This window comes from Halomonas sp. GFAJ-1, from assembly GCA_002966495.1.
Classification (GTDB): domain Bacteria; phylum Pseudomonadota; class Gammaproteobacteria; order Pseudomonadales; family Halomonadaceae; genus Vreelandella.
Genome location: CP016490.1, coordinates 580240 through 594277 on the forward strand (window position 1 = coordinate 580240; position 14038 = coordinate 594277).

Consider the following 14038-nt stretch of genomic DNA (forward strand, 5'->3'; position numbering starts at 1 on the left):
GCACTGTTTAAGCAACGTTCGGAATATAGCTCAGCTTGGTAGAGCGCTGCCTTCGGGAGGCAGAGGTCGTAGGTTCGAATCCTGCTATTCCGACCAAGAATTCTATTAAAAACGGCCACTTAGCTAACGCAGCAAGTGGCCGTTTTTTGTTGGGGTGGCGCTAGGTTCCATATAGGTGACAGCGCCAACAAGCCACTACAGGTAAGGTAAGCTATCGGCCTACTCTGTCAAGCCTGAAAACGATTGGCCATTCCCCTACATTTTGGAGCGTGTCATGGGCGTTCTTCATTTACTGACTCGCAGAAGTGGCCGCCTTCGCGCCTCGCTTGCCACTTGGATAGCGCTATTAGCTTTGCTGCTGGCCGCGCCAGCGGTCGCCAATTGTGCACTTCCCTCCACCACCGACATAGTCAGCATCAAGGGCGACAGCCAACAGCCTGCGCTCCCCGAGGGCAGCGACGTCGTTGTCGACGGCATTGTGACTGGCGTGTTCCTCGGCAGAGACAACCTTAACGGCTTCTATCTTCAGCAATTCACTGACCCCGGCCCGGCGGGCGTGTTCGTCTATATGCCCAGGGTCACACCGAGTCAGGCTGAACGAATCGCCCCTGGGCAGCACCTGCAGCTCCACGCGGAGGCTGGCAGGTTCCACGATCGGATTCAGCTCCAGCGGGTCGCGCAGATCGAGACCTGCGCCAACCATCAATTGCCTGAGCCTATAGAAGCAACCTGGCCTCTTAACGAAGATCAGCTGCACCAGCTAGAAGACCTGTTGGTGGTGTTCCCGCAACCCCTCACCGTTACCGGCAACTATGAGCTTGCACGCTACGGCACGCTGAAGCTGGCCGCAGAGCGCCTGTTTCGGCCAACAAATACAGCGGAGAAAGCGACTGAGGAGGGGGCTATTTTGCTGCTGGACGATGGCAGCTACCGTGCTTTCCCAAGCCCCATCCCCTACCTGGATACCAACGGCAGCCGCCGAGTAGGTAGCACCATTGAGGGGCTGACCGGGGTTATCATGCAAGCCTTTGACGCCTATCGTTTGCAACCAACTGAAGAGCCGCGTTTCGAGGATACCAACCCGCGCCCACAACCGCTGACCGCCCCGGGTGATCAGCTGAGAGTAGCGACCTTCAACGTAGAAAATTATTTCACCACCCTAGGGGAACGGGGAGCTGCCAACAGCGATGAGCTGGAACGCCAGAGAGCCAAGCTGGCCGCTGCGGTCTCAGGCCTTCAGGCCGATATTCTTGCGCTGGTCGAAGTCGAAAATGATCCGGGCGCTCTGGCCGACCTGATCAAGCAACTAAGCACGCGCACAGGCATCCGCTATCAGGCCGTCGGAGGTAGCGCAAATCGTGGGTCTGATGCCATCAAGGTGGCACTGATCTATCGGCCAGACCGAGTGGAAGCGCTGAGCGACCTATATGCAGACAGCCACCCTGCTCACCACCGCCCTCCTTTAGCCGCTTTTTTTCGTGATATGAACGGCGGCCCAGCCTTCGGAGTAGTGACGGCGCATTTCAAGGCTAAGTCGGGCTGCCCATCCCATGGGGATATTGACCGTGGCCAAGGCTGCTGGAACGAGCGCCGAGTAGAGCAGGCTGAGGCAATGCGTGACTTTTTGGCCCAGCTTGCCGATACCGCCGGTCATCAACGTCTACTGCTAACCGGCGACCTTAATGCCTATGGCGCCGAAGACCCGATCCGTACCCTGGTTCATGCGGGCATGGTCGATCTGCTTGCTCGCGACCTGCCGCCTGAGCACCGCTATAGTTATGTCTTCCGCGGCGAATCAGGCTACCTGGATCATGCATTGGCAAGCCCCGAACTGGCTGGCTCCGTGACCCAAACGAAAACGTGGCGAATCAACGCAGATGAACCGCGTTTTCTTGGTTATGACGGGCCGGACACTGCGCACGCTTATATCCAGCCCGATCCCTTTCGCTCTTCAGATCATGACCCGGTTGCCGTGGACTTAAGCTGGCCTTAAGCCCCAGTTCACCAATAGCCAACGTTGTGATAATACACAAGGAAGCGCCACCATGACCGACTCAACACCTTCTGTCATCCTGCTCGATGGCGGCATGGGCCAGGAACTACGCAAACGTAGCCGCTACCCGGCCTCGCCTCTGTGGTCAGCACAGGTCATGCTCGATGAGCCGCACCTGGTCACGGCGGCTCACCGCGACTTTATTGAGGCCGGGGCAGAGGTCATCACGCTCAATAACTACAGCGCCACCCCTCAACGGCTAGCGCGGGATGGCGACCCAGCGCTGTTTGCAACGCTACATGGGGCGGCACTTGCCGCAGCCCGACAGGCGCAGCAAGAAAGTGGCCGTGCTGTCCTTATTGCTGGCTGCCTGCCGCCTCTGGTGGCAAGTTACCATCATGAGGTAGTGCCTGATGACGAGACTTGCCTGGATAGCTACCGCCAGTTGGTGGATGCCCAAGCAGGCGTAGATCTCTTCATTTGTGAAACCATGTCACTGGCGCGGGAAGCACTGGCAGCCACCACTGCGGCGGCGGAGCGCGATACCCGGGTATGGACAGCATTTACCGTCGACGATACGGATGGCACACGCCTGCGCTCTGGCGAGCTTCTTGCTGACGCGGCAGAAGCGACTATGTCCGCAGGCGCTGAGAAAATACTCGTGAACTGCTCCGTACCCGAAGCCATTACCACGGCAATGGGCGTGCTGGCAGCCGCCAACATTCCCTTCGGTGGCTTTGCTAATGGGTTCACCTCTATCGCAGCACTTCAGCCAGGGGGCACCGTGGACACATTAACAGCGCGAGAGGATCTGGGCCCACAGGCGTATGCTGATTACGCGCTTCAGTGGGTGGAACAAGGCGCGACGGTGGTCGGTGGCTGCTGCGAAGTCGGCCCTGCCCATATTGCGGCTATCGCCACACGCTTAAAAAATGCCGGGTACACGCTGACAACCCCCTAGGGCGCTAGCACCCACCAGCGTGGCAGCAATGCGCGCACCTTGGTCTGGGCAAAACGATCATCCAGTAACACCACTACCCCTTCGTCCTGGGGGCTACGAATCACCCTACCGGCGGCTTGCACGACTTTAATCATGCCAGGTATGCGGTAGGTGTAATCGTCGCCCTGGCCGAAACGGGTGTTCATGCGCGCTTTCAGCGCTTCGTTAAAATCGTTGAACGGCGGCAGGCCTAAGGTAGCAATAAACGCACCGATTAAGCGCTCGCCAGGAAGGTCTATCCCTTCGGCAAAAGCCCCGCCTAGCACTGCAAATCCAATCCCTTTACCCCCTGGGGTAAAGCGCGCCAGAAAGGCGTCGCGCTCGGCTTCCTGCATACCCCGGGTTTGGGCAAACGTCGGTACGGTGGGGTGTGCGTGATGAAGCTGCGCTTTCACCTGTTCCAGGTAAGCAAAGCTGCTAAAAAACGCCAGATAGTGGCCAGGTTGACGCTGATACTGATTGACCAAGGCTTCTACAATAGGCGCCAAAGAGGCCTCGCGGTGATGATAGCGCGTGGAAATATCGACGCGAATACGCACTTCCAGCTGGCGGGCGGCAAACGGTGAGGCCACTTCCCGCCACACGCTGTTTTCGGGCAACCCTAGTAAATCGCGGTAGTAGTGAAATGGGGACAGCGTGGCTGAAAACAGCACAGCGCTGTGGGCCGCCTTGAAGCGCGGCGCTAGAAAGTCCGCTGGAATGACATTGCGCAGCCCAAGTACCGCATCGCCCCGGCCATATATAGCAAGATCGCACAGAGAGTGGTCACCAAACCGCTCCGCCAAACGGCAGAAGGCCAACGCTTCAAACAACAACTCTTGAAGCTCCACGCTTGCGGCGTCGGGGTGTTCAACCAAATAATCGGTGATCGCGCCAGCCAGCGTGTACAGCGCAGCCATCAGCTTGGTGGGCAGCGCATCAAGTAAATGGTAACGCTGTAACGCCGCTGCATCGGTGGACACTTCCTTCGTTAGCGCCTGCCACTGCCTACCGACCCGGGCTAACGATTTTGCAAGCGCGGGAGGTGAGCGGCGACGCAGACGGCTCAAGCGCTGCTGGGAAAGCTCTGCGCTGTACATGCCCCGCGCTCGTTCAACTAAGTTGTGCGCTTCATCTACCAACAGACCTACCCGCCAGTCGTTGGCGTGGGCCAATCCATGCAGCAGCGCATGAGTATCAAACCAGTGATTCACATCGCCCACCACCACGTCGGCCCAGCGGGCTAACTCTTGGCCCAAATAGTACGGGCACACACTGTGGGCAAGCGCCACCTCACGCACTCCATCGCGATCAAGCCAGCGACGTGCCACCGCAGCTTGGCGGGCGGCAGGCAAGCGGTCATAAAAACCGGCCGCCAACGGACAAACATCGCCCTGGCAGGCGGTGCCGGGGTATTCACAGGCTTTGTGCTTGGCCACCAACTCCAGCACACGCAGCGGCACCGGGGGTGTAGATGGTTTGGATGTAGATGAAGTGGATGTAGAAAGACACGCCAACGCGTCCAGAGCCAAGCGACGGCCTGGGGTTTTCATGGTCAGAAAAGCCACTCTATCCAACTGCTGGCGGGGCATTGCCGAGAGCATCGGAAACAGCGTACCAAGGGTTTTGCCAATGCCCGTAGGGGCCTGGGCCAGTAGGCACCGCCCGGTGCTGGCCGCCTTGTATACATCTTCCGCCAGCGCCCGCTGACCAGCGCGAAAATCCGGATAGGGAAACGTGAGCCTAGCCAGCCATGCATCCCGCTCCTGGCGATGGGCAGACTCCTGCTCCGCCCAGGCCAAAAAGCGCTGGCACTGATCGGTAAAAAACACCTGCAATTCGGTTGCGCTAGCCTCGTGGGTGAGCAGCGTTTCCTGGCCGCTGGTAATCTCCAGATACACTAACACCAGCGTGACCCGCTCTAGGCGGCGCTCGGCACATAGCAGTGCGCCGTATATCTTTACCTGTGCCCAGTGCAACGCGCGCTGATTAGCCGCCATGCGATCTAGATTGCCACGGTAGGTTTTGACCTCTTCCAAACGGTTAGCGTTGGGATCAAAACCGTCGACGCGGCCCGCCACGCGAAGCCCCTGATACTCACCGGAAAGCGGCAGTTCGGCCAGGTAACCCTCGCCCCGACGGCTAGCCACTAACCCATGCCCTGCGATGCCTTCCAGAGCGCTGGGGGCTGGCGTAAAGCGGTGGTCAAGGTCGCCTTCCCGAGCGGTGAAATCGCACAGCGTGCGCACCGCTACCCGATAGCGGCTCATTCGGCTTCTTCTAGTTCAGGCCCTTCTGGTTCAGCCCCTTCTACGTCAGATTCAGGCTGCCAGCGTACATGGCACACCTCAACGGGCATGCCGAAGCGGCAAAAGAAGTCGATCCAACGGCGCTGGTTATCTTGCAGGCGATCTCCCGGCCCTTTTACTTCTATCATTTTGTAGCGTGGCTCGCCGGGCGGTGCATCCGGCATTAGCTGAATCAAGTCAGGCAAGCCCGTGCGGTTATGCTTAAGGTCATCTAATAGCCGCATAAAACAGGCACGCAAATGGGCAGGCGGTAAACACTTAAGCGCAAGCGTCAGCAGTGCTTCACTGACAACTCCCCAGTGAACAAACGGCGATGCGATGCCCTTTTTGGCGTGCCACGTTCGAAGGATCGTGTCCTGGTAGCGGCCGTCATCCAACTGGGCTAGGCAGGCGTCGATATCGACTTGGCGCTGGCTAACAAAATCGTCGCGGTATAAATCCGCAGGCCCGCTGTGAAACGGGTGAAAAAACGCCCCTGGCAGCGGTTTAAAAATGGCCGGCCAGAGCAGCAAACCAAACAGCCCGGTCAGCAGGCTATTTTCAACGTAGTACACCGGCGCGTTAGGGGTCGCCATATAGTCAGCAACGGCACGCTCAACTGGCTGAGGGCCTGGCAAATGAAGCACATAGGTGGGCACCTGAGCCGCCTGTTTATTAGACACCGTCGAGCGCTCAACCTGTTGCGGTAGTTTGCGTGCCAAACGCGGTAACAGCCGCATCAAGGCTTGGATCTCGCCTTCCTTTGGCTGCGCGTCCAGCGCGCTGACCGTAAGTTCATAGGCCTCTGAATAACGGCCCAGACGCTCTAACACGCGCAACCTGCGAATACGCGCATCGCTGTTATTGGCATCGGCGTACAGCGTTAAAGCTAACGCTGCATCGCCACCACGCTCGGCCTCACGGCCCATGGTAAGCAGTAGCCGCGCCCGCCGAGAAGCTAACCAACGGTTGCTGGAAGCAGGCGGCACCTGTGTGGAAAGCGCCTGCGGCGGCTCGCCGTCGTCCAGGCGTTCGCGCAAGCGGTGAAGCGTTAAGTACGTTGTCACGTCATCGCGGCTTTGGAACGCGCGCGACGCTGCGGTTAGCGGTACCTGCTCAAAACGCTGCAGGCCCAGCTCAGTTAGCACGAACTCTGCCCAATCCTGACGTAGGTTGCCAAAAAACATCAGCCGTAGGCGGTCGCAAAGCGCCATCACCGTCAGCCGCACAATCTGCGTTGTTGACGTTGGCCACCACTGTTGAAGGGGTGCAAACACCTGGAACGGCTCGTCCAGCGCCGTTTGAAGCGCAGCTTTCGTGCTGTTGCGCGCTAGGCCTGCCTTGGTGATTTCACCTGCCAGCGCCTGGCGCAGCTCACTCAGCCGTAAGAGGCGAAACAGCTCACGGCGGCTTAACTGCGGTGCGTCGTCTACCCAACCAAGCGCTATCAGCGGTGCCAGGGCCTGCTCCGCATCTCCGATTTCCTCATACATCAGTTTGTCCAGGCGAAACAGCTCACCTTTACGCATCACCATGCGCACCAGTAGCGCTTGGGAAGCTTGGGGTAGCGTCTCAAAACGGCCAATAGCGTCGCGCTCGGAAGCACTTAATAGATCATGGTGGCGGGTGCTTACCCATGCCAATACATAACGAAAGTTCGTCAGGTAATAGAAAGGGTCATCTAGGGAGGCGGTCGCTGACGCGACAAGTGCACTGTTCATCTATCCATTGTAACAGTGCTTAATGGAGCAGGTTAACCCACCCGGTGTTGATAGAGCACGTCCAGCGCGTCTGCGTCATCCGGCTGCTGATCGGGGGTCGGGGCTTCTGCGCGAGAAGAGGGTTTGAAGACCGCGGGGTTGTGGCTGCCCACCAGTACATACCATTCCGCTTCACTTAAATAGTGCTGACACCAGCGGCCTAAACCGTCGGCCAGCTGCTCACGGCTATACTCGCCGCTGCGAAAAGCGTGGGCCAAGTGCAAGAGGTCTTGGCGGGCGGTACGGGCACGGGCGTTACCGCCATGTACTTTGGAAAGCGGGCAGCGTCGATCATAGGCCGCGTTGGTTAACGCATTTAACCAACGCTCTACTTCATGTGCCTGAATACCGCCGTAAACTGCCACACTCCACTCCATGCTAAACGGTTATTTGATATTACTAACGTTGACTGAAAGGTCATTAGACTGCCCGATTTTGGGATAACTGTCATCTTCTCATCCCGCGGCTAGCCTCGCCCCTGCTCAAAACCTTGCAAGACGTTCACCACATTGACACCGATCTCTTCAACGGCATAGCCCCCTTCCATTAAAAACACACACGGGAGCCCAGCGTCAGCTAGGCGCTTACCCAGGGCAGTAAAGTCAGCGTGTTGAAAGGTAAAGGCACTTATAGGGTCGCCTTCAAATATATCCACTCCAAGCGATATCACAATAAGCTCGCATTCAGCTTGATGAATACGCTCCAGCGCCTGTTCCAAGGTAGCCATCCACGTCGCTACCGAGGTACCTGGTGGTAGCGGGTAGTTAACAGTATAGCCTTCCCCCGAGCCTTCGCCGATTTCATCAGCGTAGCCAGAGTAGTAGGGGAAGGTTACCTCTGGGTCGCCGTGCAGCGATAAAAACAGGACATCGTTACGATGATAGAAAATGTGTTGGGTACCGTTACCGTGGTGGAAGTCGACATCCAGCACCGCGACCCGGCGCTTACCGGCACTCACCGCCCGCTGGGCGGCTATTGCGGCGTTATTGAAAAAGCAGTAGCCGCCAAATTGATCATAGGCCGCGTGGTGGCCGGGCGGGCGGCACAGGCCAAAGCTTGGCTCGCCCGTTGCTAGGGTATAGTCGACGGCGCCCAAGGCGGTGTCTTTGCTCGCCATGGCGGCGGCAAAAGTGCCTTCAGTAATGGAGGTTTCCGCCGCTAGGGCATAATAGCCTAGCTGGCCACTGACAGAGCGGGGGATTTTGTCGCTCCGCAGGGTGCGCGCTGGCCAAATATTAGGAATGGCTTCCCCTTCATGCCCGGCGGCTTGCCAGGCCTGCCAGCAATTTTCTAAAAACGCGATGTAGTCTGCATCGTGCACCGCAAGCACCGGTGCAAGTCCGTAATCACTGGGTGCGCGCACCTCAAAGGCCGCCTTGCGCAGTGCGCTAAGCACTAAATCTATACGTTCCGAGCACTCGAACGGCGCCACTATTGCGCCATCATGTAGTTCGCTTCGCGCTTGCCGCCGGCGGCTGTCTTCGGAGAAAAATGTCAGCATTGCGAGTCCTCATTCAATAGGGAGTAAGGCCAGCGAGCAGCCCATTGGCGTTTTTGCGAAGGCGATTGCTGTTTCAATTGGTACTCCGCCCGGCTGGCGGCGGCACGGTCAGCAAAGGGCTGCGCCCCTAGCAGCGCTATCGGCGGGTTAGCCCGGGTATAACGTGCACCTTTTCCACTGCAGTGGGCGTGGTAACGCTTGGCAAGGTTATTGGTAATCCCTGCATAGGTGCCGCGTTGGCACTCCAATAAATAGAGATACCACTGAGTCGCTGCCGCTGAGTGTGCCGCCGTTACCATATCGCCTCGCTAAGGCATGGGAGATGAAGAGAGTGCCTGAGCCGTCATTAACTGCTCCAATGCCGATAGCGGCATTGGCCTTGCTAAGCCAAAACCCTGGAAAAAATCGCACTGGTAAGTGAGTAGCCGCTGATGCTGCTCATCAGTTTCGACGCCTTCGGCCACCACTTTTAACCCCAGGTGGTGAGCCATGGAAATAATACCTTGCACGATAGCGGCATCGTCATCGCTATGGGTTAACTCTTTAATAAAGCTGCGATCAATTTTAACGGTACTAATCGGCAAATGCTTTAAGTAGCTCAAGCTTGAAAAGCCGGTACCAAAATCATCAATTGAGACTTTAATCCCCATACTGCGCACCGAGTGCAGAATATCAATAGCATTGGCCGTGTTATCCATCAAAATGCCTTCTGTCAGTTCTAGCGTTAGCTGCGCTGACGGCATCCCTGTATCCATTAGCGTTGCGCTCAGTGTTTCCAGAAAACTAGCGCGATGAAACTGCAGGGGAGACAAGTTGACAGCTACGCATTTTGCTCCCAGCCCTTTATCGTTTAACTGCTGCATATCCGTGCAGGCACGGTTAAGCACCCACTCGCTAATAGGCATAATTTGCCCTGTCGCTTCTGCCAGCGGGATGAATCGATCGGGGGAGATATACCCCTGGGTAGGATGAGGCCAGCGCAGCAAGGCTTCTAAACTGGCAACTTGGCCATCGCGGTTAAAGATCGGCTGGTAGTAGAGTTCAAACGCTTGGCGTTCAATAGCTTCTTGTAGGTCATTGCGCAGCGTGACCCGCTCGCTGGCGATATCGTGGCTGTTGTGGTGAAACCAGGCGTAGGCATTGCGTCCCTGCTGCTTGGCCCGGTACATAGCGATATCGGCTTGCTGAATCAGCGTTTGCGGTTGAGGTGTGTCTGGCTGACTCATGGCGATACCGACGCTGGCACTTAAATGAAGCTCGCGCCCGTCGATACAGTAAGGCTTTGACAAGGCAGGCAACAATCGCTCAACGACCTCTTCTGCCTGGGCCTCATGGGGCGTGTTGGTCAGCAGCAGGACAAATTCATCGCCACCCAAGCGCGCTACCGTATCCTCTTGACGTAGCGTATCGCGTAAGCGCTGGGCCACTTCTACCAGCACTTGATCTCCTACCGCGTGGCCTAGGCTATCGTTAATCGGCTTGAAATCATCTAAATCAACAAACAGCACACTGATACGCTGATGATGCATGTTGGCTAGCGCAAATTGCTTACACAGCGTTTCCTCAAACAGCATACGATTGGGCAGCCGCGTTAGATCGTCGTGACTCGCATAGTAAGATAAGCGCGCTTCAGACGCTTTTTGCTGGGAAATATCGTGCTGAATGCCAACGAAGTGCGTTACCTGCCCTTCTTGATCCCGCACAGGCGCTATATATAAATCATTCCAAAACGGGGTGCCGTCCTGCCGATAGTTGCATATCGTAACGTGGACTTCGCGCCGCTCTTTGATGCCGCGTCTTAGCTGTGCAACCACCTCAGGGTCGCTATCTGGCCCCTGCAAAAAGCGGCAGTTGTGCCCAATAACGTCTTCCTGGGAGTAGCCGGTTATTGCCGTAAATGCCTTATTGGCATACACAACCGGTGTGTCAGGCAGGCTGGCATCGGCAATCAGCACCCCGTTCACGCTAGCCTCAACGCCACGTTCCAGGGTGCGCAAGCGGGTTTGTTGTTCACGGCTAGCAGTCACATCCTGGGCAATACAGTGCACGCCCACAAAACTGCCATTAATACTAATCGGTAACGCGACTAAATCGAGAAGATGGGCTTCTCCATCACGATCCCGAAGAGTGAGCTCAAACCGGACACTGTTGCCCATCACTACATGTTTAAAATACTCACCCACACGCTCAACATCCGCCCCCTCGATGAAGTGCGTAAAATGCTGGCCAATAATGTCAGCGTTGGCATATCCGGTGATGGCGCCACAGCTATTATTCGCCGTCACGAAACGCCCCTCGGCATTGAGAGAAAACACGGCATCGGGGTGATGTGTAAACAAAGAGCGGTAGTGCTGTTCGCTTTGCTCTAATGATTCCCGTGCCAGAAAAAGCTCTTTAGTACGGCTCATGCTAACGATGACGACGCCCACGCTAAACGCCAGCAACCAGCTCAGCAATAGCCCCCCTAGGGCCACTGCCACCGGTATGACGCCTACCATATACCAATTATAATGCTCGCCGGGATACGCATGTAGCGTTACGTTTATGCCACCGGGCAGCCCCACATGACGCGATACTATTGCCTGTACAGGCGCCAGCGCCTCATTCGCACTAAAACCAGCGGGATGAAGCACCATCAGTGTTTCGGCCCTGCGGTTTATCCCCACTTGAAAAGGCCCCAGGCCTAGCCTCAGCTCTTGGCCTAGTAGCGTGCGCAGGTCAAATGCCGACAGCAGTTGCTGTTCACGGCTCTCGATGGGCACCGCCATCATCACCACGCTGTTCTGCGTCTCATCGGGCTGAAATAAACGGGGGCGGCTAAAGGGCACGGCTAGCCACGACTGAACCAAAGGCTGGTTCAGCTGCTCTAGTAGCCATACATCACCGTCGTTGCTACGCCCTTGCGACCAAACTGCCTCGCTCTGGGCATTCACTAACGCGATGGCTTACAAACTGGGCGTATCAAGGAAATAGCGCTGTGCGTCGCTCTCATGTAGCACCAGCCCCTGCTCAGCAGGTACTACATCCAAACGGTTTGCCATTCGCTGCATTAGCTGTAACCGCGCAGTCATCACCTGCTCAGCATTGAGTTGAACACTATCAAGCAAGTAGCCAGCCTGCTGTTCAATCTCGTTGCGCTGGTTGATACTCAAAAACAGCCAGGCTAGGCAACTGATCACGACGCCCCCCAGCGCGACGATCACCGTGTGTTTGCCTGGGCTTAAGCGTTTAGAGCGCTCGCGCCAACTGGCCACCAGCAGAGCCGTCCCGGTTAGAAACACAAACACCAGTGCAGCAAGGGGTGACGAGCTAAAAGGCGGACGATAAGCAACGCTTGCTTGCCACATCAACACGATGACAACGCCACCAAACAGCCATAGGCCCAGCCCCACCGTGCGCCAAACCATACGGCTGCGGGAAGGCGCAATACCTAACCAACAGCAGAGATTAATCAGCAAAAGCATGACGGCAGATAGCGACGTAATGCGCGGCTCGCCGGTTATCAAAGAGGCGCTAACGCCGTTATCCACCTGGTTGTGTAATAAGGTGTATATCAGCAGTATGGATAACAGCGTAGCGCTGGCGAGCCTGACAACGGCAGCGTGAAAAAGCGTGGCCAACAGGGCACTGCCAATCAGTACCGTGACGATAGACGCGTCGGGCACTAACATGGGCCCTACCAGAATGCCCGGGAACATCATCCAGCCGATTAACCCCGCACACCCCATCACTAGAAGCGTTGCCGCTGCCATTAGCAGCAGCGTTTGTGCTGCTAAGTCTCGCGTATTTAATGGCATGAAACGCACTTACTCCTTTTCAACGCTTGCACGCGACTAGCGCTGAAACTGTATCGCACCGGCAAGGGCCTGCAGTTGCTGATACTGCTCTTCCAAGTAGTGGCCGTAGGCATCTAAGGCTTTAAAATCAACGAAAGAGCCATACGTTTGCTCTAGTGCATGCACCAACTCGGGCGCTGCCAGCGCTTGCTCGAATGCTTTGGCGACGACTCCCAACCGCTCTTTCGGTGTATTCAGCGGTGCAAATAAGCCACGGTCAGTGGTGTTGACCAGCGCAATGCCCTGCTCATGCAGTGTAGGCACATGGGGTAAATCAGCCAGCCGGTCTTCGCTGGCCACGCCAAGGGGTAATAAAGCGCCAGCATTAAAAAGCGCGCGCGCCGAGGGCAAGTTCAGCATGGCAAAGTCCAGCTCGCCTCCCAGTAACGCTTCCACTTGGGCGCTGGTGCCCGGGTAGTGAACAAATTGTACATCCGCCGCTGAAATGCCTTCTTCGGCAAAAAAATGCAGCCAAAAAAAGTGATCAGTCGAGTGCGGGATAACGCCAAACAACAGCGGCTCGCTCTGCTGGTGAATCAACCTCTTGATGTCCCCAGCCCCTGTAGCAGCGTGGCCTGCTCTAGTAGCAGGAATGTTGACCGTTCGCGTAAGCAGTGCCACCGGCGCAAACGCTTGGTGAGAGTACGCGGCGACTCCCGAGAGATAGGAAAGGTCGATGGTTTGGTGGCTGCCTAGCAGCGTGTAGCCATCGGGGGCGCTCTCCTTGACGAACTGAGAGCCCAAAATAGCGCCACCCCCTGGCATGTTAACGGTGGTGATGGGGGCCTCAAGGTACTCTTGGGCCTGAGCAGCCACAGCGCGCAAAAGCACATCGGTAGCCCCACCCTCGCCATAGGGCACAACTAAGGTAACCCCTGCAGAGGGATAAGGCTCATCGGCTAGTAATGATGCGCTCACACTCAGCCCCATCACCCCTGCACCCATCACGGCGAACCCGGTCACGCCAAACCCGATCACGCCAAACCCTTGTAACAGCGTTAACCAACGCCAGTAGAAATACCCTACCCAGTGTTGGCACACAGATAATGGTTGATGGACGGATAGTGCTCGCTGCTGGCTCATTGCTTGGAATGCCTCATCCTTCTTAGCGTTAGCTACTCACCGCAACATACCTTTAATTTACGCTCGCTACCACATAAGCACCGCTCATTTCGACGAGGCTTTAGCCGCTCAACCCTAGGATCGCCATCCACATACCACCAGCGCCCCTCTTTAAAGCGAAAACGCGAGATCTCCTCTAACACATGCCAGCCGCCTGGCTCACGAAAATAGGCTCGAAAATGCACGCTGCCGGTGCTGCTACTCGGCGGGGGCGCAGCCACAATAACCAGCGACTTCCATTGAGTATCCGGGTCTGGCGGCAAGTGTGCTGGCCGCGTGGTGGCGTACCAGGAGTTTAATAGATAATCCGGTTGATTCAACGCAAAGGCTGTGTAGCGCGCGCGCATAAGCGCTTCTGGCGTGGGCGCGTTAGCACCTTGGAGATAGGGCTGGCAACACCCTTGTAGCGAAGTATTGCTGCCACATGGGCAACTATCGGTGGCTAACTGAGTCATAATGGTGGCTCTAGTATGAACAAAGAGTAGGGGCGCAGTAGATAATTTGTTTTGATATCACCTCAGTGTAAATGTATCGGTGCTGCCCTAGAGTAGGTATAGTA

At 56.7% G+C, this 14038-nt stretch carries 11 protein-coding genes and 1 tRNA gene; 3 read left to right on the forward strand and 9 right to left on the reverse strand.

The window, feature by feature from the left end; genetic code table 11:
* Positions 1-19 precede the first annotated feature (19 nt).
* The 3 genes from BB497_02545 (at position 20) to BB497_02555 (ending at position 2954) form a co-directional block, all read left to right on the forward strand.
* A tRNA-Pro gene (locus BB497_02545) sits at positions 20-96 on the forward strand.
* Positions 97-274: 178 nt separating this feature from the next.
* A complete protein-coding gene (locus BB497_02550; GenBank protein AVI61655.1) occupies positions 275-1993 on the forward strand; it encodes an endonuclease in 1719 nt (572 codons plus the stop codon).
* A gap of 52 nt (positions 1994-2045) precedes the next feature.
* Positions 2046-2954, forward strand: a complete 909-nt coding sequence (locus tag BB497_02555) for a homocysteine methyltransferase (GenBank protein ID AVI61656.1) — start codon at positions 2046-2048, stop codon at positions 2952-2954.
* On the opposite strand, the gene BB497_02560 is transcribed toward BB497_02555, so the two are convergent.
* The 9 genes from BB497_02560 to BB497_02600 form a co-directional block, all read right to left on the reverse strand.
* Positions 2951-5242, reverse strand: coding sequence for an ATP-dependent DNA helicase (locus BB497_02560; protein ID AVI61657.1), 2292 nt, complete (start codon positions 5240-5242; stop codon positions 2951-2953). The two genes, BB497_02555 and BB497_02560, sit on opposite strands and share 4 nt — an antisense overlap.
* Positions 5239-6981, reverse strand: coding sequence for a nuclease (locus BB497_02565; GenBank protein AVI61658.1), 1743 nt, complete (start codon positions 6979-6981; stop codon positions 5239-5241). Before BB497_02565 ends, BB497_02560 begins: the two co-directional genes overlap by 4 nt.
* Positions 6982-7013: 32 nt before the next feature.
* A complete protein-coding gene (locus BB497_02570) occupies positions 7014-7385 on the reverse strand; it encodes a hypothetical protein (protein ID AVI61659.1) in 372 nt (123 codons plus the stop codon).
* 101 nt (positions 7386-7486) lie between these two features.
* Positions 7487-8521, reverse strand: coding sequence for an acetylpolyamine aminohydrolase (locus tag BB497_02575; protein AVI61660.1), 1035 nt, complete (start codon positions 8519-8521; stop codon positions 7487-7489).
* Positions 8515-8820 carry a nuclease gene (locus BB497_02580; GenBank protein ID AVI61661.1) on the reverse strand — a complete coding sequence of 102 codons (306 nt, stop codon included), beginning with the start codon at positions 8818-8820 and terminating at the stop codon, positions 8515-8517. The genes BB497_02575 and BB497_02580 overlap by 7 nt, the downstream gene beginning before the upstream one ends.
* A gap of 9 nt (positions 8821-8829) precedes the next feature.
* The gene (locus BB497_02585) at positions 8830-11454 is read right to left on the reverse strand and encodes a response regulator receiver protein (protein ID AVI61662.1); all 2625 of its coding nucleotides are present in this window, start codon (positions 11452-11454) and stop codon (positions 8830-8832) included.
* Between the two features lie 12 nt (positions 11455-11466).
* Positions 11467-12318: a hypothetical protein gene (locus BB497_02590; GenBank protein ID AVI61663.1), complete on the reverse strand. Its 852-nt coding sequence runs from the start codon at positions 12316-12318 to the stop codon at positions 11467-11469.
* Between the two features lie 36 nt (positions 12319-12354).
* A complete protein-coding gene (locus BB497_02595; protein AVI61664.1) occupies positions 12355-13440 on the reverse strand; it encodes a Bordetella uptake protein in 1086 nt (361 codons plus the stop codon).
* A gap of 32 nt (positions 13441-13472) precedes the next feature.
* Positions 13473-13934 carry a zinc chelation protein SecC gene (locus BB497_02600; GenBank protein ID AVI61665.1) on the reverse strand — a complete coding sequence of 154 codons (462 nt, stop codon included), beginning with the start codon at positions 13932-13934 and terminating at the stop codon, positions 13473-13475.
* Between the last annotated feature and the right edge of the window lie 104 nt (positions 13935-14038).

Bases quoted from the DNA above. Each gene is read 5' to 3' on its own strand.
- BB497_02550 (AVI61655.1), top strand. From the start codon at position 275: ATGGGCGTTCTTCATTTACTGACTCGCAGAAGTGGCCGCCTTCGCGCC.
- BB497_02555 (AVI61656.1), top strand. From the start codon at position 2,046: ATGACCGACTCAACACCTTCTGTCATCCTGCTCGATGGCGGCATGGGC.
- BB497_02560 (AVI61657.1), bottom strand. From the start codon at position 5,242: ATGAGCCGCTATCGGGTAGCGGTGCGCACGCTGTGCGATTTCACCGCT.
- BB497_02565 (AVI61658.1), bottom strand. From the start codon at position 6,981: ATGAACAGTGCACTTGTCGCGTCAGCGACCGCCTCCCTAGATGACCCT.
- BB497_02575 (AVI61660.1), bottom strand. From the start codon at position 8,521: ATGCTGACATTTTTCTCCGAAGACAGCCGCCGGCGGCAAGCGCGAAGC.
- BB497_02580 (AVI61661.1), bottom strand. From the start codon at position 8,820: ATGGTAACGGCGGCACACTCAGCGGCAGCGACTCAGTGGTATCTCTAT.
- BB497_02590 (AVI61663.1), bottom strand. From the start codon at position 12,318: ATGCCATTAAATACGCGAGACTTAGCAGCACAAACGCTGCTGCTAATG.
- BB497_02595 (AVI61664.1), bottom strand. From the start codon at position 13,440: ATGAGCCAGCAGCGAGCACTATCCGTCCATCAACCATTATCTGTGTGC.
- BB497_02600 (AVI61665.1), bottom strand. From the start codon at position 13,934: ATGACTCAGTTAGCCACCGATAGTTGCCCATGTGGCAGCAATACTTCG.